20 protein-coding genes are annotated in these 19532 nt (G+C 46.4%); 19 read left to right on the forward strand and 1 reads right to left on the reverse strand.

Annotation, left to right across the window (positions count from 1 at the left end; genetic code table 11):
* Positions 1-18 precede the first annotated feature (18 nt).
* A complete protein-coding gene (locus FG11_RS04350; protein WP_047533375.1) occupies positions 19-1437 on the reverse strand; it encodes an acetyl-CoA carboxylase biotin carboxylase subunit in 1419 nt (472 codons plus the stop codon).
* A 136-nt stretch (positions 1438-1573) separates the two neighbouring features.
* Between FG11_RS04350 and FG11_RS04355 the strand changes: the two genes are divergently transcribed.
* The 19 genes from FG11_RS04355 to FG11_RS04445 all read left to right on the forward strand — a co-directional run bounded on the left by FG11_RS04355 (position 1574) and on the right by FG11_RS04445 (position 19526).
* Positions 1574-2068, forward strand: a complete 495-nt coding sequence (locus FG11_RS04355) for a YceD family protein (RefSeq protein ID WP_047533378.1) — start codon at positions 1574-1576, stop codon at positions 2066-2068.
* A gap of 139 nt (positions 2069-2207) precedes the next feature.
* Complete coding sequence (gene rpmF / locus FG11_RS04360) at positions 2208-2387, forward strand: 50S ribosomal protein L32 (RefSeq protein WP_020181874.1); 180 nt, start codon at positions 2208-2210, stop codon at positions 2385-2387.
* Positions 2388-2555: 168 nt separating this feature from the next.
* Positions 2556-3602 (forward strand): phosphate acyltransferase PlsX, encoded by a 1047-nt coding sequence (gene plsX, locus FG11_RS04365; RefSeq protein WP_025224211.1) that lies wholly within the window; start codon positions 2556-2558, stop codon positions 3600-3602.
* A gap of 41 nt (positions 3603-3643) precedes the next feature.
* Positions 3644-4585: a beta-ketoacyl-ACP synthase III gene (locus FG11_RS04370; RefSeq protein ID WP_020181876.1), complete on the forward strand. Its 942-nt coding sequence runs from the start codon at positions 3644-3646 to the stop codon at positions 4583-4585.
* Between the two features lie 25 nt (positions 4586-4610).
* Positions 4611-5534: an ACP S-malonyltransferase gene (fabD, locus tag FG11_RS04375; RefSeq protein ID WP_047533381.1), complete on the forward strand. Its 924-nt coding sequence runs from the start codon at positions 4611-4613 to the stop codon at positions 5532-5534.
* A gap of 48 nt (positions 5535-5582) precedes the next feature.
* Complete coding sequence (gene fabG / locus FG11_RS04380) at positions 5583-6323, forward strand: 3-oxoacyl-ACP reductase FabG (protein WP_025224212.1); 741 nt, start codon at positions 5583-5585, stop codon at positions 6321-6323.
* 104 nt (positions 6324-6427) lie between these two features.
* Positions 6428-6664 (forward strand): acyl carrier protein, encoded by a 237-nt coding sequence (acpP, locus tag FG11_RS04385; RefSeq protein WP_020181879.1) that lies wholly within the window; start codon positions 6428-6430, stop codon positions 6662-6664.
* Positions 6665-6707: 43 nt separating this feature from the next.
* Positions 6708-7940, forward strand: coding sequence for a beta-ketoacyl-ACP synthase II (gene fabF, locus FG11_RS04390; RefSeq protein ID WP_047533384.1), 1233 nt, complete (start codon positions 6708-6710; stop codon positions 7938-7940).
* 77 nt (positions 7941-8017) lie between these two features.
* Positions 8018-8839, forward strand: a complete 822-nt coding sequence (pabC, locus tag FG11_RS04395) for an aminodeoxychorismate lyase (protein ID WP_047533387.1) — start codon at positions 8018-8020, stop codon at positions 8837-8839.
* Entirely contained in the window at positions 8836-9831 is a 996-nt protein-coding gene (gene mltG, locus FG11_RS04400; protein ID WP_025224214.1) for an endolytic transglycosylase MltG, read from the forward strand. Before pabC ends, mltG begins: the two co-directional genes overlap by 4 nt.
* Before the next feature lie 3 nt (positions 9832-9834).
* On the forward strand, positions 9835-10449 hold the full coding sequence (tmk, locus tag FG11_RS04405) for a dTMP kinase (protein ID WP_047533389.1): 615 nt from the start codon (positions 9835-9837) through the stop codon (positions 10447-10449).
* A 5-nt stretch (positions 10450-10454) separates the two neighbouring features.
* Positions 10455-11444, forward strand: coding sequence for a DNA polymerase III subunit delta' (holB, locus tag FG11_RS04410; RefSeq protein ID WP_047533391.1), 990 nt, complete (start codon positions 10455-10457; stop codon positions 11442-11444).
* Positions 11445-11485: 41 nt separating this feature from the next.
* The gene (locus FG11_RS04415; protein WP_020181885.1) at positions 11486-11854 is read left to right on the forward strand and encodes a PilZ domain-containing protein; all 369 of its coding nucleotides are present in this window, start codon (positions 11486-11488) and stop codon (positions 11852-11854) included.
* A gap of 11 nt (positions 11855-11865) precedes the next feature.
* Positions 11866-12642 (forward strand): TatD family hydrolase, encoded by a 777-nt coding sequence (locus FG11_RS04420; protein WP_026361687.1) that lies wholly within the window; start codon positions 11866-11868, stop codon positions 12640-12642.
* Positions 12633-13397: an MBL fold metallo-hydrolase gene (locus FG11_RS04425; protein WP_047533393.1), complete on the forward strand. Its 765-nt coding sequence runs from the start codon at positions 12633-12635 to the stop codon at positions 13395-13397. The genes FG11_RS04420 and FG11_RS04425 overlap by 10 nt, the downstream gene beginning before the upstream one ends.
* A gap of 86 nt (positions 13398-13483) precedes the next feature.
* On the forward strand, positions 13484-13855 hold the full coding sequence (locus FG11_RS04430; RefSeq protein ID WP_020181888.1) for a hypothetical protein: 372 nt from the start codon (positions 13484-13486) through the stop codon (positions 13853-13855).
* Positions 13856-14019: 164 nt separating this feature from the next.
* The gene (locus FG11_RS04435; protein WP_047533395.1) at positions 14020-15438 is read left to right on the forward strand and encodes an aminotransferase-like domain-containing protein; all 1419 of its coding nucleotides are present in this window, start codon (positions 14020-14022) and stop codon (positions 15436-15438) included.
* A 151-nt stretch (positions 15439-15589) separates the two neighbouring features.
* Positions 15590-17029, forward strand: a complete 1440-nt coding sequence (ccoG, locus tag FG11_RS04440; RefSeq protein ID WP_047533397.1) for a cytochrome c oxidase accessory protein CcoG — start codon at positions 15590-15592, stop codon at positions 17027-17029.
* A 220-nt stretch (positions 17030-17249) separates the two neighbouring features.
* Entirely contained in the window at positions 17250-19526 is a 2277-nt protein-coding gene (locus FG11_RS04445) for a heavy metal translocating P-type ATPase (protein ID WP_047533399.1), read from the forward strand.
* Positions 19527-19532 lie beyond the last annotated feature (6 nt).

Below are 19532 nucleotides of genomic sequence, written 5' to 3' on the forward strand. Positions count from 1 at the left end.
AGTCTAAAACGTTAATAATTAAATGCCTTCGTGTGCTGCAATCGCTGCAGAAATGGCTGCAGCAAATAACTCTGGTGGAAACTCGGTTTTGTAGTTAACAAGCTCCGGGTGTGCTTCCACAAAACTGGTGTTAAAGTTAGCATCTCTAAAGTCGGGATGCTTCATGATTTCTTGGTAATATGGAATGGTGGTTTTAACACCATATACCACCATGTCATCAAGTGCTCGTCTGCCACGCTCAATGACGCCTTCCCAATCTAGCGCCCAAACAGTCAGTTTCGCGCACATCGAATCATAATAGGGCGGAATAACATAACCACTGTAAATGGCAGCATCCATTCTGACCCCAGGGCCGCCCGGAGAGTAGTAGCGCGTAATCTTACCAAAGCTTGGTAGAAAGTCATTTTTAGGATCTTCCGCATTAATGCGGTATTCCATGGCAAAGCCACGGAAATGAATTTCACTCTGTTTGTATTGCAATGGCAGTCCATAGGCTACGCGAATTTGCTCCTGCACAATATCCACGCCAGTGATGGTTTCTGTCACCGTGTGCTCCACTTGCAAGCGCGTATTCATTTCCATGAAGTAGAACGTATTGTCAGAATCAAGCAAGAACTCTACAGTGCCTGCATTTTCGTAACCCACTGCTTTGGCGGCTTTCACTGCTAATCCGCCAATATAGTCACGTTGTGCTTGGCTAAGTTGTGGGGAGGGTGCAATTTCAATCAGTTTTTGGTTGCGGCGTTGAATAGAGCAATCACGTTCAAACAAGTGAATCACATTGCCATGGCTGTCGGCCAATACTTGTACTTCAATATGGCGTGGTGACACCACACATTTTTCTAAGAACACTTCCGGCTTACCAAAAGCTTTGCTCGCCTCGGAAATGACACGGTCGTAATTGGTCAGTAAATCTTTCTCAGAGTCACAACGTCGAATGCCGCGCCCACCACCGCCATTGGTGGCTTTGAGCATGACTGGATAGCCGATTGAGCTGGCGAGCTTGACCGCCTCGTCCAAATTTTCTAAGTTGCCATCACTGCCCGGTGTGCATGGAATGCCAGCACTGGTCATGGCATTGCGTGCTTGAATTTTGTCGCCCATTTGGCGAATCACATTGGCATCCGGACCAATGAATTTAATGCCACGGCGTGCACAGATTTCGGCTAATTCCGGATTCTCAGATAAAAAACCGTAGCCAGGATGCAACGCATCACAGCCTGCGGCTACAGCCACGTTGACGATATTGTGCGCGTTCAGGTAGCCGGCAACGGGATCCGTCCCAATGTTATAGGCTTCGTCCGCTTTTTTTACATGCAATGCATGGCGATCCGCCTCTGCATAAATGGCAACCGATTTAATGCCCATCTCAGAGCAAGCGCGCACAATGCGTACAGCGATTTCCCCACGATTAGCGACCAATATTTTTTTGAACACAAGACACCTAAATTCTGACTAACAAACTTTTCAATTGTAACACGGGCGTCACTGCTTATAAAGGTGACGCTGGCGACAATTTGCCCCAAGGTTTAGAATGGCACTCTTCATTTAAGTATGTGGATTTGAGGAAGCAATGGAAGCGCATTACATTAATAATCTGGATTTTGCTAAGCGACAGCAAGTACTTGTGGGAGATGTACCATTGGCCAATTTGACACGCTTGAATGCGATGCTGACAGAACAGCATGTGGCTGGTACGTCAAAAGTGAGCTTTAAGCTGGCTGGACAGTCGCATCGTTTTCAATTGCCAAGTTTGCATTTGGATGTTGAAGCAAATTTGCCCATGGTGTGTCAGCGCTGCTTAGAGTCGATCCATGTGCCCATGACGCTCCATTTTGACTATGTGATTAGTGCTGAAGATGCTACGGCGCTAGATGAGAATGATGATTTGGATTGGGTTGAGTCATCCGAGGCGATGGATATACAGGCTCTAATAGAAGATGAGTTGTTGATTGCGTTGCCGATTGCGCCAGTACATCAGACGCAATGTAAGCAGTTAAATCTGGAGAGCGGGGAAAAGCCCAATCCGTTTTCTGTATTAAAGGCCTTAAAAAAGGACGGAAATTAAGATAATTTATGACAATATGTTGTGTTTTGATTTACACATGAACACAAAATAGATTATTATTATGGATTAGTCACTTATCGCATATTTTACATGATTGCCATTAATCTTCATTTTTGGCAGTTTTTAATTGGAGTACATTATGGCAGTTCAACAAAATAAAAAGTCACCTTCAAAACGTGGCATGCATCGTTCACACGATTTCTTAACAAACCCACCATTAGCCGTTGAGCCAACGACAGGTGAGACACACTTGCGTCATCACGTGAGTCCAAATGGCTACTACCGTGGTCGTAAAGTAATGCCTGCTAAAGGTGAGTAATTGTTAATCTGCTGCTATCTTTATTGATACAAAAGCAAGGTTAATTAAATGCGCCGCACTGTGACAAGTGCGGCGTTTGCATATCTAGCTTGAGTTAATCACAGGCCATTGGCCCATTTGAATGCACGTTTGGATACTATTATGACCACATCTCACCATCACCCGCACATGGATATCACGATTGCAATTGACGCCATGGGCGGTGACCATGGGCCGCACGTAACTGTGCCGGCGGCAATTCAAGCTATTCGAGAAAATGCCAGAGTAAATATCGTTTTGGTAGGATTGCAAGATGCGATTCAGGCTGAGATGACTGCACATAAGGTCAGCACTAGTCCGCGTCTACGCATTCATCATGCCAGCGAAGTGGTGCAAATGGACGAATCCCCACAGAGTGCTTTGAAAAACAAAAAAGACTCTTCCATGCGCGTCGCCATTAATATGGTGAAAACCGGAGAGGCGCATGCCTGTGTCAGCGCCGGTAACACTGGCGCATTGATGGCTACTGCGCGTTTCGTTTTAAAAACACTGCCTGGAATTGATCGACCTGCCATTGCCTCTTCATTGCCTTCGGAAAAAGGGACAACTTTTATGTTGGACTTGGGTGCCAATGCAGACTGCACGCCTGAGCATTTGTACCAATTTGCCATCATGGGGGCGATGTTGGTCAGCAGCGTTGAAAACAAGCCGAATCCAAGCATTGGTTTATTAAATATTGGCTCAGAAGAAATCAAAGGCAATGAAGTGGTAAAGCAGGCGGGCGAATTGTTGCGCAATAGTCACCTCAATTTCTATGGCAATATTGAAGGCGATGATATTTTTAAAGGTACCACCGATATTGTGGTGTGTGATGGCTTTGTAGGTAATGTGTCTTTAAAAACGACCGAAGGCTTGGCCCACATGATGGGCAAATTTTTAACGCAAGAGTTTAAAAAGAACTGGCTAACCAAGCTGATGGCGCTAGGGGCGATGCCTGTATTAAAGGCGTTCAAAAAACGTTTGGATCCGCGCCGTTACAATGGCGCGAGTTTCCTCGGTTTGCGCGGTATCGTTGTGAAAAGTCACGGCGGCGCAGACAGTGTGGCGTTTTGCAATGCCCTGCATGTGGCTATTGATGAGGCGGGCAGTGGTATGTTAAAACGCATCTCTGAGCAGCTGGAATTGGAGCATGCGCAAATTCTTTCTACGCCAACAGTCACTGAGCAAACAGCTTAAATGGTAGGTTTTGCAGCACTTTTCAGGCATAATCTCACGCTATGATTTATTCAAAAATAGCCGGGACAGGTAGCTACCTCCCACCCAAAATCCTCACCAATCAAGATTTAGAAAAAATGGTGGATACCACCGATGAGTGGATTTTTTCCCGCACCGGAATACGTGAGCGTCACATTGTTGAGCAGGAAACCACGAGTGATCTTGCCTATGAGGCATCTAAGCAAGCAATTTTAGCGGCGTCTGTGCAAGCCTCAGACATCGATTTGATTATTGTGGCAACCACCACGCCGGACAAAATATTCCCAAGCGTTGCCACCATGGTGCAGCGTAAGTTAGGTATTTCTGGCTGTCCTGCATTTGATATTCAGGCAGTATGTAGTGGGTTTGTGTATGCATTGGCAGTAGCTAATAACTTTATTAAAGCGGGTACTAACCGTTGTGTATTAGTCATTGGCGCAGATAGTTTTTCTCGCATTACAGATTACACGGATCGTAGTAACTGTATCTTGTGGGGCGATGGTGCTGGGGCTGTGATTTTACAAGCCGGTACTGAACAAGGCGTGATTTCCACACATATTCATGCGGATGGGCAATATGAAAAAATGTTGCATGTACCCAGAAGTGGTGGAAAGCAAGATTACGTGCAGATGGAAGGCAATGCCGTCTTTAAAGTGGCCGTGAACACCTTGGATCAAATTGTAGACGAGACCTTGACTGCCAACGGATTGCAAAAATCCGATGTGGACTGGTTGGTGCCGCACCAAGCCAATATTCGTATTTTGCAGGCAACTGCTAAAAAATTAGATATGTCGATGGATCGCGTTGTGGTGACTGTAGATAAACATGGGAACACCTCTGCGGCCTCTATCCCGCTTGCCTTGGACACTGCGGTACGTGATGGTCGAATTCAGCGCGGGCAAATCGTTCTCATGGAAGCGTTTGGTGGCGGATTCACTTGGGGTTCCGCGCTTGTTAAGTATTAATACCGTATTTTAGGAATATTTCAGTATGCAGAATTTCGCATTTTTCTTTCCAGGTCAGGGTTCTCAATCGGTTGGCATGATGGCTGGTTTTGAAGGTTTGGCTGTCATTCAAGAGACATTTCAGCAGGCCTCGGACACTCTCAAGACAGACTTTTGGGCGATGGTGACCGAGCCTAACGAATTGTTGAACCAGACACAACATACACAACCGCTGATGTTAACAGCAGGTATTGCTACTTGGCGTGCTTATCAACAGCTGGGCGGCACTGCGCCGAGTGTGTTGGCTGGCCATAGCTTGGGTGAGTACACCGCGCTAGTGGCAGCAGGTGCGCTCAGCTTTGAGGATGCTTTACCTCTAGTGAAGTTCCGCGCTGAAGTAATGCAAAGCGCCGTGCCGGAAGGGCAAGGGGCGATGGCGGCTATTCTTGGGCTGGGCGATGATGTGGTGCGTGCTGTTTGTGCCGAGTCAGCGCAGGGCGAGGTATTAGAAGCCGTGAATTTTAACTCGCCCGGACAAGTGGTGATTGCTGGCAATAAAGCGGCAGTAGAGCGCGGCATGGAGTTGGCAAAAGCCAAAGGTGCAAAACGTGCGTTGCCGTTGCCTGTAAGCGTACCTTCGCACTGTGCATTAATGAAACCTGCCGCAGAAAAATTGGCTGAGTACTTGAAGTCTGTACAGGTGCAAGTACCTAACATCAGCGTGCTACATAATGCTGATGTAAAAAGCTATACGGATGTAGATGCAATTAAGCATGCTTTAGTACAGCAATTGTATAGCTCGGTCAGATGGGTGGAAACAGTGCAAGCGATTCATCAGCAAGGTGTTGCCGTGGCTGCGGAATGTGGTCCAGGTAAAGTGTTGGCTGGACTCACCAAACGCATTGTGGCCGATATGAGCTGTGTTGCGTTGACAAATCAAACATCTATTAATGAGTTTATCTCATTATAATTTTATAAATAATACTCATTAATATCAATATATTACAGGGGATATCTAATGTTAAATAATCAAATAGCGTTGGTCACAGGTGCCAGTCGTGGTATTGGTGCAGCCATTGCAAAAGCACTTGGTGAACAAGGCGCTACCGTGATTGGTACAGCAACTTCTGCTGCTGGTGCTGATGCAATTACTGCAGCATTGAAAACTGCTGGCGTGAATGGCGTGGGCTTGGCATTAGATGTGACACAACCTGAGCAAGTGGATGCTGTGTTGAAACAAATTGCCGAGCAATATGGGGATGTGGCTATTCTTGTGAATAACGCCGGGATTACTAAAGATACACTATTGATGCGGATGAAGGACGAAGATTGGGATGCAGTACTGAACACCAATCTTAAATCTGTATTTCGCATGAGTCAGGCCGTGTTGCGCCCGATGATGAAAGCGCGTCAAGGTCGTATTATCAACATTTCTAGTGTGGTAGGCCATATGGGTAATGCAGGCCAAACTAACTACGCAGCAGCCAAGGCGGGCATGACAGGGTTTACAAAATCTTTAGCGGCCGAAGTAGGTAGCCGTGGGATTACCGTGAATTGTGTGGCACCTGGCTTTATTGAAACCGATATGACGGCTGAACTGCCGGAAGATATTAAACAGCAGATGTTGACGCGAGTGCCGCTAGCACGTTTGGGCCATGTGGATGAGATTGCGGCTACAGTGGCCTTTTTGGCTTCGCCAAGTGCTGCGTATATTACTGGTGAGACCATTCATGTGAATGGTGGTATGTATTGCGCTTAATACTTATTGTGTAAATTAATAAGTATTTTTTGTGTTATTGCGTAGTTTTGCTAGAATGTGCGCTTAGCAAAACAACGCTAATTTTTAACTAAAGGGGTATTTAGATGTCTGACATCGAACAACGCGTAAAAAAAATCGTTTGTGAACAATTAGGTGCAAACGAAGCTGACGTAAAAAATAATTCATCTTTTGTGGATGATTTAGGAGCTGATTCACTTGATACAGTTGAGTTGGTTATGGCACTTGAGGAAGAGTTTGACTGCGAGATTCCAGATGATGAAGCAGAAAAAATTACGACAGTGCAACAAGCGATTGACTACGTCAACGCCAACCTCAAATAAATTCCATACTTATCAGCTCTCGAGAGAGGGCTGATTTCTTAATATGACTAAACGCAGAGTAGTAGTGACGGGTTTAGGCGTGGTTTCTCCGGTGGGTATCGGGGTTTCTACCGCTTGGCAAAACCTCATTGCAGGCCAATCAGGCATCACCCGTATCACCAAATTTGATCCAAGTAATTTTGCATCGCAAGTAGCTGGTGAAGTGAAAAACTTCAACGTAGAAGATTTTCTGCCAGCTAAAGATGCAAGACGCATGGACACTTTTATTCAATACGGCTTAGCCGCGGGGATAGAAGCGTTCAAAGATTCCGGTATCGAAGTGACCGAGCAAAATGCCGAGCGTATTGGCGTAGCCATTGGTTCTGGTATTGGTGGCTTGGGCTTAATTGAATCCACCAACGATACTTACGATGAAGGTGGTCCACGTAAAGTGTCTCCATTCTTCATTCCCGGCACTATCATTAATATGATCTCCGGCAATCTATCCATTATGTTTGGCTTAAAAGGGCCAAATGTAGCCATTGTGACAGCCTGTACGACGGGTACACACTGTATTGGTGATGCTTCAAGAATGATTGAGTACGGGGATGCCGATGTCATGGTGGCAGGCGGTGCTGAAGCTGCCATTACTGAGCTGAGTGTTGCGGGCTTTGCCTCTGCACGTGCGCTATCTAACAGGAACGATGACCCGGCAACGGCTAGTCGCCCTTGGGATAAAGACCGTGATGGATTTGTGATTGGCGAAGGTGCTGGCGTATTGGTGTTGGAAGAGTATGAGCATGCCAAGGCCAGAGGCGCTAAAATCTATGCTGAGCTTTCTGGCTATGGCATGAGTGCTGATGCCTACCATATGACTGCGCCTAACATGGATGGACCTAGACGTTCGATGGTCAATGCGTTGAAAAATGCTGGGGTGAATCCAACGGATGTGCAGTTTATGAATGCGCATGGCACTTCTACACCGCTGGGTGATACCAATGAAACCAATGCCATCAAAGCCACATTTGGTGACCATGCATACAATTTAGTGGTGAACTCGACTAAATCAATGACAGGTCACTTATTAGGTGGAGCAGGTGGGTTGGAGTCTGTCTTTACGGTACTTTCTATTCACCATCAATTATCGCCGCCTACCATCAACCTGATGCATCCGGATCCAGATTGTGATTTGGATTACTGCGCGAATACAGCACGTGATCTTAAAATCAATTATGCCCTGAAGAACAATTTTGGGTTTGGTGGCACCAACGGTAGCTTGTTGTTTAAAAAAGTCTAGCGCTTGGTATGTTAAAAAAGCCTGTGTTAACCATAGCACAGGCTTTTTTGTTTGTAGCTGCTATGGTTTAATTGCGCATGATGAATAAGCAACACACCTATTTGATTAATGGCGGCACAGATGATGCCGTGAGTGCGTTAGACCGTGGTTTGAGCTATGGCGATGGCGTATTTCGCACTTTTCAAGTGGTGGATTGCGTACCGGTCAACTGGCCCATTCAGTACCAAAAACTGGTCGCCGACTGTGGTGCCATTGGTATTGTTTGCCCCAGTGCAGAGTTGGTGATGGCTGACTTTCAGGTACTGTTTACGATAGATGAGACAGCGGTGGCTAAAGTCATCATTACGCGTGGGATTGGCGAACGTGGCTATGCACCACCCGCGGTGACTACGCCTACACGTATCGTGTTGAAATCGCCAATGCCAGTATATGCAGAAACTAACTTCAGCGAAGGAGTGTCTTTATATGTGTGCAAAACGCCAGTGGCGCACCAACCCATGCTGGCTGGCATTAAACATTTAAATCGCTTGGAAAACGTGCTGGCGCGTGCTGAAAGTCTAGACCCTGTTTACGTGGATGGGCTCATGCTGGATGTGGATGGCCATGTGATTGAGTGCACGAGCGCCAATTTTTTTATACGGATTGGCAAGCGCTTGATTACACCGGATGTGACGCAAGCAGGCGTGGCAGGTGTGACTAGGCAGCGTATTCTAGACTTGGCACATTATCTTCAGTTGACAGCTGAGATAGGCTATATCCGTTTAAGTGATGTGTTGTCGGCGGATGAAGTCATTATCTGTAATAGCCTATATGGTGCTTGGCAAGTAAGACGTATTGGCGATACCCATTGGCCGGCTGGATCGCTAGCCCATGATTTAAGAGAGTTGCTTAAGGTATGATAAAAAAATTACGGTTGCTACTATGGATAGCAATCATCGGATGTGTTGGGTTAGCAGCCTGGATGGCGTACTACGCGAAAACACCGCTCAATATCCGACCGGACGCGCAAGAAATTACGATCAAGCCCAATAGTAGCTTGAGAAGTATTGCTAAGCAATTGGTAGCGCAAGGCGTACTTAAGACAGAGTGGCCTTTTGTATTGTTGGCCAAAGTGCTCAAGAAAGAGCCTTACCTACAAGCTGGCGATTACACGCTCAATAAAAATATCAATCCATATCAACTGCTGTTGTCACTTAACCATGGCAAATCGACACAAGGCAGCATTACATTTATTGAGGGTAAAACGTTTAAGCAAATGCGTCAGCGCTTAGCTAAAAACGATGCAATTAAACATACGATTCATGGGCTGTCTGACGCAGAGGTCATGCAAGTAGTGGGGCGAGGGGAGCATCATGCGGAGGGATTGTTCTTTCCGGATACTTTTTACTTTGACCGAGGCACTTTGGATACGGTGGTCTTAAAGCGCGCCTATGAAATCATGCAAAATAGGCTCACCAAAGCATGGGCGACCAAAGCGGATGGTTTGCCATATAAAACCAGCTATGATGCTTTAATCATGGCTTCTATCATCGAAAAAGAAACCGGTAAAGCCAGTGAGCGTGAAATGATTGCTGGCGTGTTTATCAATCGGCTACGCATAGGCATGCGTTTACAGACGGACCCCACTATTATCTATGGCATGGGCGATGACTATCAAGGCAATATCCGCCGAAAAGACTTGGTGAAAGACACGCCCTACAATACTTACACGCGTAGCGGTTTGCCGCCAACGCCCATCGCGATGCCCGGGTTGGCATCGATTGAAGCAGCGCTACATCCGGCCAATACGAAAGCGCTGTATTTTGTAGGCAAAGGAGATGGCAGCCATGCGTTTTCGAATAATTTGGCTGACCATAACCGCGCCGTTGTTAAATATCAATTACAGAAATAAATCATGAAGCATACTTCCGGAAAGTTTATCTCTTTAGAAGGCATGGATGGTGCGGGTAAGAGTACGCATATCCCGTCAATTATTTCGCAATTACAACAGCGTAGAGTAGAGGTTGTGTCTACCCGAGAGCCCGGTGGCACGGCGTTGGGAGAGCGGTTAAGAGAAATTCTACTGCATGAGCCTATGCACCCTGAGACCGAAGCTATGTTGATGTTTTCGGCACGGCGCGAGCATATTGCACAGGTGATTCAACCGGCTTTGGCGCGTGGTGCATATGTGCTGACGGATAGATTCTCCGATGCGACCTATGCGTACCAGTGTGGTGCTAAAGGCGTAGCTGCTGAAAAAATCATACAGTTGGAGCAATGGGTGCAAATGGGGCTTCAACCGGATCTGACCTTGCTATTTGATGTGCCACCGGAAGTCAGCCTACAAAGGCTTTCTACCGCTAGAGCACCAGACAAGTTTGAGCGGGAAGGCTTGGCATTTTTTGAGCAATTACGTAGCAGTTATTTACAGCGCGCCACGCAGTTTCCACAACGCTTTCGTGTGATCGATGCGAATCAACCATTGGAAAAAGTTAAAGTTTTAGTTGCAAATATTATTGCAACTATATAATTAATATGAAAATATATCCTTGGCAACAGCCTATTTGGCAACGCATTCATCAGCAAAAAGACCGCTTAAGCCATGCTTTGCTGTTGCATGGACGTGCGGGCGTTGGCAAGTTAGATTTTGCACAGCATTTAAGCCAGTCATTATTGTGTGCAACGCCAAAAAATGGCGAGGCATGTGATGTTTGCCCGCAATGTACGTGGTTTAAAGAAGGTGCGCATCCTGATTTTAAATACATAACGCCAGAAGACATCGACGCGGCAGAAGATGCCCCTAAAAAGAAAACGGGCAAAAAAATGCAGATTTCAGTTGACCAGATCCGTCAATTGATACAAATGTTAAGCCTGACCAACCACGGAGTCTCTAGCTTACGCGTGGTATTGATCCACCCAGCCGAAGCATTGAATACAGCTTCGGCCAATGCATTGCTAAAAGTGCTGGAAGAACCGCCAAATAACACGATATTTATTTTAGTGACACATCAAATTCACCGACTATTACCGACCATCTTGAGTCGTTGCCAATCCATTGCAATGCCAATCCCAGAGCGTAATGTGGCGATTGAGTGGCTGGCTGGACAAAAAGTAGCCAATGCTGCAGATCTGCTGGACTATCATGGTGGGGCGCCATTGGCTGTGCTACAGAGGCAAGCTGACTTTTCAGCGCAATCGAATGTGTTTCAGCAGTTGGCGAAAGGGGCCAAGTTAGACAGTGCAGTGTGTGCCGGTTTGTTGATAGAGCAGGGCATGGAGCATGCCATCACACTGTTGCAGAAGTGGGTGTTTGATCTTCAGTTGGCATTACACCAATTACCGCACCATTACCACATGCAACTAGGCAAGCCTTTGCAAGCGCTGGCGAAAAGCGTAAACTTAGGCGTGCTGTTAGAGTTTCAGCGCCAGTTGGTGCAAGCCAAACAAACAGCAAACCATCCATTGAGTCAGGAATTACAACTGGAAAATTTACTGTTACAGTATAAAAAAGCATTTAAGCATTAACATGGTGCGAAACGTGCCCATCACTTGAGAGTTATAGTTTTATGCAGCCAGATACCGAACAAAAAGAAGCCGCCAATAAACCAGGCGTATTGTCTCTTGCGATTAAAGAAAAGGCTGCGCTATATGCTGCTTATATGCCTTACATCAAGGGCGGCGGCTTATTTATCCCTACCAATAAAAACTTCAAGATGGGCGAAGAGGTATTTATGTTGTTAAGTTTGGTCGATGATCCAGTCAAACTTAAAGTGGTAGGTAAAGTGGTCTGGGTTTCACCGGCTCCGGTGAACAATCGCCCACAGGGTATCGGCGTGCAATTTAGTGAAAAAGACGGCGGTATCGAAGTTAAAAACAAAATCGAATCAATCTTGGGTGGCGCACTAAAGTCGAATCGTCCTACCCATACAATGTAGTGTGGTGATGTATGTTAGTTGATTCACACTGCCATTTAAACTTTCCCGAACTTTCCCAAAACATAGAGGCTGTACGCACTGCGATGGTCGAATCGCAAGTAGGGCACGCACTCTGTGTCTCCGTCACTTTAGATAAAGTGCATGAAGTGCTCGCATTGGCAGAGGCGTACGATAATTTTTACGCATCTGTGGGCGTGCATCCCGATTATGAAGACATAGAAGAGCCCACGGTCGAGGTGTTGGTCAAGCTGGCTGAGCATCCCAAAGTGGTTGCCATCGGTGAGACTGGCCTAGACTATTTTAGATTGACCGGAGATTTGGCGTGGCAGCGTGAGCGCTTTCGTACGCATATTCGTGCAGCGATTATTGCCAATAAGCCATTGATTATTCATACACGCAGTGCGGCAGAAGACACCATTCGTATCATGCGTGAAGAGCGTGCAGAGTTGGTGGGCGGTGTGATGCATTGCTTTACCGAGTCGTTAGAGGTTGCGCTGCAGGCCATTGAACTCGGATTTTATATTTCATTTTCCGGTATTGTTACTTTTAAAAACGCCGGCCAGCTTAAAGAGGTTGCCAAAGCGATTCCACTGAACCGTATATTGGTAGAAACAGATTCACCTTATTTAGCGCCTATCCCATTTAGAGGGAAAACCAATCAGCCCGCTTATGTGCGTTATACGGCACTGGAAATCGCGCAGTTACGTGGGATTGAGTTAGAAGAGGTGATGCAAGCGACTACCGACAATTTCTTTCGTTTGTTTGCCGATGCTGTCCCATGCAACTGACTATCCTTGGCGCCGGTTCCAGCGCGGGGACACCGGTCATTGCTTGTGATTGCGCAACCTGCACTTCATCGCATCCCAGAAACTATCGTACACGTTGCTCCAGCGTGGTGCAGTTAAATACTGGCGAAAATATTCTGATTGATACTGGCCCGGATTTACGTATACAGGCATTGAGGGAACAACTCACCCGTGTAGATGCGGTGCTTTACACACACACGCATGCAGACCATATTCATGGGATTGATGATTTACGGGCATTTTGCCAACGTAATCGCCAACAAATTCCTTTGTACGCCAAGCAAGATGCCGTAGATCATATTATGGCCAAGTTTGGTTATGCCATTCGCGCGCCTAGCCACTTTTGGGATCTACCGGTATTGAGCATAGAAGCCGTTGAAAAGCCATTTGCACTGCTTGGGCAAACCATTACGCCGATTCCTGTGGTACATGGACGCATGATGATTTATGGGTATCGCATTGGTAATATGGCATACCTGACGGATGTCTCTGCCATTCCGGAAACCTCATTCCCACTGCTACAGGGGCTGGAATTGCTGTTGATCGACTGTTTACGTCACGAGGCGCATCCCACGCATGTGAATCTAGAGCAAAGCTTAGCTTTAGTTGCGCAAATCGGCGCAAAACAAAGTGTTATGATTCATATGACACATGAATTAGAATACGAAACCTTGAGCAGTCTGCTACCAAGTAATGTGTATGTTGGCTATGATGGGTTAAAACTTAACTTCAGTTAGCTTGTCTAGGATTAACTTGTCTAGCGGTGTCAACACATTCAATTAAAAAGCGTTATTGTTAGAAAATGATAGGAAATCTAATTACCATGCAAATCTCCACCGTTTCAATCTTTAATTTATTGATGGCAATCTCATTATCTGTGGCTTCTTCGCTGAGTTTTGCGGGAGGTAAAACTTATACGGAAGACGAGTTTTTGGATTCATTTAGTGGTAAATCTAAAAAAGTGGTAGAGGCAAAATTAGGCACGCCCGCCAAAAAGCAATTGTCTGTAAAGCCAACCAATGCTGGGACTATGCTAGGTAAAAACGTAGAAGAAAAGAACTCCAAACCAGTGAAAGTGGAAATGTGGTACTACAAGAACATTGTGAAATATGACCCAAAACGTACCTACAAAGAAACTGAAATTACCTTTGTGAATGATAAAGTCATGAATATTGGTTTTTTCAATAACCGTTAATACGTCTATCCTGATTTTCCAATAAGCCTGCAATTGCAGGCTTATTTTTTGTGCCCGCACCACGTTTAACTAGGCTGAAAGTAAAACGCAGTACAATAACCTCATCTTATTTCTCAATCATCTATTTTCTTAATCATTATGTATTTTCATGGTTACTGACCGCAATGAAGCTATACGAGCAACTGGCTGATAGTATTGCTATTTCTATCCAAACTGGCGTGTTGCGCAGGGGAGATAGATTGCCGTCAGTACGTCAAACCAGTGTGAGCCGACAGGTAAGTGCTGCAACAGTGTTTCAAGCGTACTATTTACTAGAATCCCGTGGCTTAATTATTGCACGCGAGCGTTCCGGCTACTTTGTGAATGCGGGTGCAACCACCATTCCTAACCTGCCAGAGCCTAGCGCTAACCAAGAGATAAGCCCATCCGAAGTCGATGTCAGCCATTTGGTATTTGAAGTGTTGGCAGCGATTCGTAGTAAGGCTGTGGTGCCTTTTGGCTCTGCATTCCCCAGCCCATTGTTATTTCCGCTAAAGAGCCTTGGCCGCATGCTGAGTGCTGCCATTGAGCATGCTGACCCTTGGATGAGTATCGACAATATTAGCGCTGGCGATTTAGAGCTAAGACGCCAAATTGCATTGCGCTATATGATTGATGGCATGCAAGTCACCGCGGACGATATTGTGATTACCAATGGCGCACTAGAGGCGCTGAACCTGTGTTTGATGGCGGTGACACGGCCTGGCGACACCGTGCTGATTGAATCACCCACGTTCTATGCGGCATTACAATCCATAGAGCGGATTGGGCTCAAAGCAGTGGAGGTGCCTAGTCACCCCAAGCACGGCGTGGATTTGGTAGCCATGGAGCACGCGATTCAAAGCCATCAACCTAAAGCATGTTGGCTGATGACCAATTTTCAAAATCCGTTGGGTAGCTTGCTGACGAATGAGAAGAAGCAAGCATTAGTCAGCATGCTGGCAAGATACGAGATTCCATTGATTGAAGATGATGTCTATGGAGAGTTGTATTTTGGAGAGCAGCGTCCCACACCGGCGAAAGCATTTGATGGTCAAGGATTGGTGATGCATTGTGCTTCCTTTTCCAAATGCCTAGCACCTGGTTATCGGGTAGGGTGGGTGGTTGCTGGTCGCTTTGCTAAACAGGTGGAACGCCTAAAGCTCACGACAACGATTTCGGCCTCTGTGCCTGCACAGCTCGCGATCGCACGCTACCTGCAAAAAGGTGGCTATGACAAGCACCTGCGCCGATTGCGTCATACCCTGATGGTGAATCAAATCAAGTATATTGAGGCGATTGAACGCTATTTTCCAGAGGGGACACGGCTTACCGTGCCACAAGGCGGATATTTTTTATGGGCAAAACTGCCTGATGGTGTGAATGCACTTAGCATTCATCGCCAAGCGCTGCAGTTAGGGATCAGCATCGCCCCCGGCCCCATTTTTTCTGCCCAGCAACAATTTCAAGAATATATTCGCCTAAATTATGGACACATTTGGGATGCGAGTATTGAACAAGCGCTGATAAAGCTTGGTCAGCTGATTCAAGCTGAAATGAAATAGCATCTCAAGTAAGTTTTAGCTAAAGATCACACAATTTTTGTAGGCTTTTTTATCATCTGATATGGTTTTTATATCAATATCTGATGCTGTTTTTAATCTGTTTTTTTCTTTAATCTAACGCTGCACCTTTCTGTTATCCAAAGGCCAATGTATGCTGAGATCAGAGCTTAAACGCAGTAAAAAAATCATTCCAATTCTTCCACAAGCGTCGGAAGAGCAGTATGTCTCTTTATATGCCAGTCAGAGCAAAGTGTACCCGCGCGCGATTGCAGGGTATTTCAAAAACTGGCGTTGGGCCATGATATGGCTAACGCAATGCATATTTTATCTGGTGCCTTGGTTAAGTTGGGGTAATCGCCAAGCAGTGTTGTTTGATATTACGGCGCATAAATTCTATTTGTTTGGCTTGGTGCTGTTCCCGCAAGATTTAATCTACCTGGCTTTCATCCTGATTATTTCAGCCATGGCTTTGTTTTTGTTTACTGCAGTGGCTGGTCGTTTATGGTGTGGTTTTTCCTGCCCGCAATCGGTGTATACAGAGATTTTTCTGTGGATAGAGCGCAAGGTGGAAGGTGACCGTTTAGCGCGGATGCGTTTAGACAGTCAACCAATAGGTGTACATAAACTAAGCAAAAAGTTGAGTAAACACGCCATTTGGATAAGTTTTTCCATGTGGACTGGCTTTACATTCCTAGGCTACTTTTCGCCAATTCGCGATTTGATGCAGCATATCGTGGTGTTTAACCTGAGTGGGTGGGAAACTTTTTGGATTTGCTTTTATGGGTTTGCGACCTATGGCAATGCTGGTTTCTTGCGGGAGCAGGTATGTAAATATATGTGCCCATATGCGCGCTTTCAAAGTGCTATGTTTGATGACAATACACTTATCGTTGCTTATGACGAGCAGCGCGGAGAGCCAAGAAGCGGGCGCTCCCGCCATGTGAAGGCCGAAGCAGTGGGGTTGGGTGATTGTATCGATTGCAAGATGTGTGTGCAGGTATGCCCGGTGGGGATTGATATCAGAGACGGCTTGCAATACGAATGCATCAGTTGCGGCCTGTGCATTGATGCCTGTAACGACATCATGGATAAGATGGAGTACCCACGTAACCTGATTCGCTTTTCAACTAAAACTGATATGGAGCAACCGCAACTATCTACCTCCATTCTACGTAAAGTATTGAGACCGAGAGTGTTGATTTACAGTGCGATACTACTGGTAGTCTCAATTGGGCTGGTAGTTTCCTTGGCTGTGCGTACTCCATTTAAAGTGGATGTGGTGCGTGACCGTGGCGTGATGGCGCGGTTTACGTCAGATGGGCATATTGAAAACGTGTATCGCCTGCAAATTACCAATACCACAGAGTCAGCACATGATTACAAAATCACAGTGGATGGCATTGAGCAGCTTTCGGTGATTGGGCAATCCACTGTAAAAGTTAATCCGGCCAGTGAGCAAATGTTCCCTATCAGTTTGCAATTGCCTGATGGAAAAATCACCAGTGGCACGCATCCGATTCGCTTTACCATCAAAGCTACCGATATGCATGCACTTGTGGTGGAAGAGTCTATGTTCTATGTGCCTAGATAACCATTCAATCAAGCAACATTGCGTTATATCAATATGTTATTTAATACGGCATTTAATATTGTGCTATGCAAATTGTAACCAAGTGTAACAGTTGGCAAAAACCGTATTATTTAATTGAGGTACATTATGTATATTTATATAATGTGCAGCTTGATTTAGATGGTTAAACACGTGGTTAGGCGTGAACCCGTATGTTTAATTATCCTTTGGGATTCCAACCTTGAACAATGCAGCCTACATAGGATTAGACGAGACCGACGAATGGGCCAAGTTTAGTCATGCACTCAATTCGCCAAAACAGGTTTGGGAATCTCATATTGTGGTGGATGGCATGCACTGTGCCGCGTGTGCGATGAATGTAGAGCGTGCACTGACGTCTGTTGCAGGGGTCATTTCTGCTGAAGTCAACGCAACCAGTAAGCGTGCGCGTATTACCTGGTCTGCGGATACCACTAAACCATCTGCCTGGATGGCTGCACTGAGTCAGGCCGGTTATGCTGCATTGCCTGCCAATGAAGTGTTTAATCTGGATGCACGCCGTAAACAACAGCGATTAATGCTGTGGCGTATGTTAGTTGCTGGCTTTTGTATGATGCAAGTCATGATGTACGCATATCCTGCTTACATTTCCCCATCGAGTGACATGACGCAGGATATTCAAACGTTATTGCGCTGGGCGTCTTGGGTGCTGACGTTACCCGTCATGTTGTTTTCTGCAACGCCTTTCTTTAGTAACGCTTTCAATGATTTAAAAAATCGCCAAATCAGTATGGATCTGCCGGTGGCGCTAGGCATTCTCATCACTTTTGTTGTCAGTTCTGCCGGCACCTTCCAGCCAGAGGGGTGGTGGGGCCAAGAAGTCTACTTTGATTCGCTCACGATGTTTGTATTTTTTCTACTCACAGGCCGTTGGTTAGAGCTCAGAATGCGCGACCGCACAGCTGGTGCGCTAGATGTGCTGATGCGCAGATTGCCTAGCACCATTGAACGCCTCACTGCAAAGGGTGAGTTTGAGCGTATTGCTGTTAATCGCTTACTGGTGAATGATGTTGTACGTGTGCTACCCGGAGAAGCATTTCCTGCTGATGGTCAAGTGTTGGCAGGTGAGACGCGTGTAGACGAAGCGTTGTTGACAGGGGAGTCCTACCCACTCGTGAAAACTGTCGGCCAAACAGTCATTGCCGGTAGCTACAATTTGCAGACACCAATAGAAGTACGTGTCACCCAGCTAGGTAACAATACACGTTACGCACAAATTGTCAGTCTGATGGAGCGTGCCTCGATTGAGAAGCCAAGGTTAGCGATGATTGCAGATCGTATTGCCAGACCTTTCTTAATAGGAGTGATGCTTGCTGCCGCGATTGCGGCTATCCTCTTATGGCCAACTGATCATGCGCGCGCCTTGATGGCGGCTGTCGCTGTGTTGATTGTCACTTGCCCTTGTGCGTTATCGCTCGCGACACCGGCTGCCATGTTGACTATCTCCGGCGCGTTGGCGCAAAAAGGTGTATTGGTTAGAAAAATGCAGGCACTAGAGGCGCTATCACAGGTAGATACTGTGGTGTTTGATAAAACCGGCACCCTCACCCAAGATGCGCTGACGATTGCAAGCATAGACACTGCATCAGAGTACACGCCAGTACAAGCACTGGCGATAGCAGCTACGCTTGCCAGTGCCTCGCTGCACCCACTCTCTAAAGCGATTGTGCAAGCAGCTGCGCCGCAGCCGCCAGCGCAAGATTTGCAAACACAAGATTTACACATAAGTGCAGTGAAAGAAGTGCATGGCGCAGGGCTTAGCGCAAATTCTGCAATTGGCGCATTAAAATTAGGCTCTTCAGTATTTTGTGGATTAGAAAATTTAGATAGAATGGCGGCCCCTGTGGTTTATCTTGTTTCTGAGCACGGTTGGATCGCGACGTTTACGTTTGAAGAGTCCATCAGAGCCGATGCTGAGTCATCTATCCGTACATTAATCCAGCAAGGCATCCAAGTGCAGTTATTGTCAGGCGACCAAGCCGATACCGTGAGCGCTTTTGGGCAAAAAGTAGGGATCGCGCATGCCCGTGGTGGATGTACGCCAAAAGATAAATTGCTACATATGCAACTACTGCAGCAGCAAGGTAGTCAAGTAGCCATGATTGGTGATGGATTAAACGATGGGCCGATTTTAGCGCTTGCCAATGTGTCGATTGCGATGGGGCAGGCGGTGCCATTGGCGCAAGCGCAAGCGGATTTTGTGGTAATGAACAACCAAATTGGGATGGTAGTGTTATTGCTGAGTCAAGCTAAACGCACCATGCGTATTGTGAAACAGAATTTAATGTGGGCTTTAGCTTACAACGTGGTGTGTGTGCCGATTGCCATTATGGGATGGCTCCCAGCGTGGCTGGCAGGGTTAGGCATGGCATTGAGCTCGCTTTTGGTAGTGGCAAACGCTTTGCGCTTATCCACATTACCTACACAGAACTTATCCGGCTTAGGTAACACGGGTTAACTCAAT

This window comes from Methylotenera sp. N17 (genome assembly GCF_000799155.1).
In the GTDB taxonomy this organism is placed as follows: Bacteria; Pseudomonadota; Gammaproteobacteria; order Burkholderiales; family Methylophilaceae; genus Methylophilus.

Coding starts and splice junctions, on each gene's coding strand:
- rpmF (WP_020181874.1), top strand. CDS start 2,208: ATGGCAGTTCAACAAAATAAAAAGTCACCTTCAAAACGTGGCATGCAT.
- tmk (WP_047533389.1), top strand. CDS start 9,835: ATGAAGCATACTTCCGGAAAGTTTATCTCTTTAGAAGGCATGGATGGT.
- FG11_RS04415 (WP_020181885.1), top strand. CDS start 11,486: ATGCAGCCAGATACCGAACAAAAAGAAGCCGCCAATAAACCAGGCGTA.
- fabG (WP_025224212.1), top strand. CDS start 5,583: ATGTTAAATAATCAAATAGCGTTGGTCACAGGTGCCAGTCGTGGTATT.
- FG11_RS04420 (WP_026361687.1), top strand. CDS start 11,866: ATGTTAGTTGATTCACACTGCCATTTAAACTTTCCCGAACTTTCCCAA.
- holB (WP_047533391.1), top strand. CDS start 10,455: ATGAAAATATATCCTTGGCAACAGCCTATTTGGCAACGCATTCATCAG.
- FG11_RS04425 (WP_047533393.1), top strand. CDS start 12,633: ATGCAACTGACTATCCTTGGCGCCGGTTCCAGCGCGGGGACACCGGTC.
- pabC (WP_047533387.1), top strand. CDS start 8,018: ATGATGAATAAGCAACACACCTATTTGATTAATGGCGGCACAGATGAT.
- FG11_RS04370 (WP_020181876.1), top strand. CDS start 3,644: ATGATTTATTCAAAAATAGCCGGGACAGGTAGCTACCTCCCACCCAAA.
- fabF (WP_047533384.1), top strand. CDS start 6,708: ATGACTAAACGCAGAGTAGTAGTGACGGGTTTAGGCGTGGTTTCTCCG.
- FG11_RS04435 (WP_047533395.1), top strand. CDS start 14,020: ATGAAGCTATACGAGCAACTGGCTGATAGTATTGCTATTTCTATCCAA.
- ccoG (WP_047533397.1), top strand. CDS start 15,590: ATGCTGAGATCAGAGCTTAAACGCAGTAAAAAAATCATTCCAATTCTT.
- fabD (WP_047533381.1), top strand. CDS start 4,611: ATGCAGAATTTCGCATTTTTCTTTCCAGGTCAGGGTTCTCAATCGGTT.
- FG11_RS04355 (WP_047533378.1), top strand. CDS start 1,574: ATGGAAGCGCATTACATTAATAATCTGGATTTTGCTAAGCGACAGCAA.
- acpP (WP_020181879.1), top strand. CDS start 6,428: ATGTCTGACATCGAACAACGCGTAAAAAAAATCGTTTGTGAACAATTA.
- mltG (WP_025224214.1), top strand. CDS start 8,836: ATGATAAAAAAATTACGGTTGCTACTATGGATAGCAATCATCGGATGT.
- FG11_RS04430 (WP_020181888.1), top strand. CDS start 13,484: ATGCAAATCTCCACCGTTTCAATCTTTAATTTATTGATGGCAATCTCA.
- plsX (WP_025224211.1), top strand. CDS start 2,556: ATGGATATCACGATTGCAATTGACGCCATGGGCGGTGACCATGGGCCG.